The following is a 1920-nucleotide window of genomic DNA, read 5'->3' as shown; positions in this document are numbered from 1 at the left end:
TATCAACAACCAAATTACTATTGGTGCTCCTAAAATTGATGTAATTGCATTAATTGGCAATGTAAAATCGAATCCGGGTAATTGTGAAACAGTATCACAAATAAGCATAATTACCGCACCTAAAATCATCGTAGAAAAAAACAATGTTTTATGATTACTTGTTTGAAATACTAATTTTGAAATGTGTGGAACGGCCAAACCTACAAAAGCAATTGGACCCACAAATGCTGTGATACTACCAGCTAATATTCCTGTTGAAATAAAAATTATATTTCGTTGTTTTTTTATATTAATTCCAATGCTTTTCGCATAATTTTCACCCAATAAAAATGCGTCTAAACTTTTTATAGAAAACAGACTAAATAAACAACCAATCGTAACAGAAATACTTAAAATTAAAAGTTGTAACCAACTTAAGTTTCCTAAATTTCCCATAGACCAAAATGTGAATTTTTGTAATTGTTCTGCAGAACTAAAATAAGTTAAAACGCTGACAATTGCTCCGGTGAAGCTACTAAACATTAAGCCAACAATTAAAATAGACATGGTGTCTTTTAATTTTTTAGAAACTATAAAAACTAAGAATAAAACAAATAAACTTCCTAAAATAGAAGCTAATACTATTCCGAAACTTGACAAAAATAGGTCTGCTAAAAAAACAGGTAAAAAAGAAGCACCCATAATTATAAAAGCCACTCCTAAACTCGATCCAGAGCTTAATCCCAAAACATAAGGACCTGCAAGTGGATTTCTAAATAAAGTTTGCATCAACAATCCTGAAATAGACAAACCAATACCAACTAAAATTGCTGTAATGGCTTTAGGTAATCGAAAATTCAGTATAATATATTCCCAAGTTGAATTATCAGTTTCAATTCCAGCTAAGGATTTTAATATTTCTTTTAAAGGAATGGCAACTTGACCAAAACCAATATTTAGTAAAAAAACCACTACTAAACCAATTAGTAATGAAGTAAATAGGATGTTATGTTTGATGTTTCTTTTCAAAGTTTAATTTAATTTTTCGAAGAAATATAATTTATAGTTTGGTAACAATTCAGGATGAAATATTTTTACTAAATCTTTTAACACCAAATCTGGTCGATTAGGCGCTAATTCGTAATAAATTACACCGCCAGTTTTCCCTTTTTTCTTGCTAAAAGAATAAATAGCATTGGTTTTAAACGCTTTAAACTCCGAATAATGTGGATTTGCATTTTTAATTTCTTCCATAGAAACGTATTGATCTATAAACCAAATATCGGCATTTTTAGCTTCACTATATACTTTTTCAAAAGATAATGCTAAACTACCTGTTCCTTTTGTATGTTTCCATAAATAATTTGCTTTGGCATTACTTATAAATTTCGCACCCCAACTTTCGCCTTGTGGTAAATACCAAGTATTTTCATACATTGAGCCACTTAAAACACTTGGTTTTTTAGTAGTATTTTCAACTAATTTTAAGGTTTCGTTATAAGAATTTTCAATTGTTGAAAAAATAGCATTTGCTTGTTTTTCTTTTCCAAAAAGGACACCAAAAAGTTTAATCCACTCCACTTTACCTAAAGGAGATTGTTCATTCCAATCGCCATTTAAAATTACTTTTAAGCCATTTTTTTCTAAATTATCTAAAATTGGATTACTATTGTCTAAGCCATAGCCCATAATGATATCCGGTTGTAAATTAATCAGAACTTCCGTATTCAAGGTTTGATTGCTCCCTAATTCTTTTATTTTTCCAGCATCAATTAAATTCCTAACTTTTCCAGAAGAAATATAATTCAAATTTGGAAATCCAACTAATTTTGATTCTTCACCTAACATTTCTAATGATGGAATATGCGTAGTTGATGTTAGAACAATATTTTTTATTGGAACTTGTATTTGTGGCACGTTTTTATATTCAACAGGAATAAC

The 1920-nt window shown here is 29.2% G+C and carries 2 protein-coding genes; both read right to left on the bottom strand.

Features of this window, described 5'->3' with window-relative positions; genetic code table 11:
* Nucleotides 1-1008, bottom strand: a 1008-nt coding sequence (locus ABWO04_RS11520; protein ID WP_353079833.1) for an iron chelate uptake ABC transporter family permease subunit, incomplete at its 3' end; no start/stop codon positions are given.
* Nucleotides 1009-1011: 3 nt separating this feature from the next.
* Nucleotides 1012-1920: ABC transporter substrate-binding protein (locus tag ABWO04_RS11515; RefSeq protein ID WP_353079832.1), on the bottom strand; the 909-nt coding region annotated here is incomplete at its 5' end.

It is taken from the genome of Flavobacterium sp. (assembly GCF_040382755.1).
Lineage (GTDB): Bacteria > Bacteroidota > Bacteroidia > Flavobacteriales > Flavobacteriaceae > Flavobacterium.
Note: the sequence above shows the minus strand (reverse complement) of the source record. Positions and strands in the feature narration are given on the sequence as shown.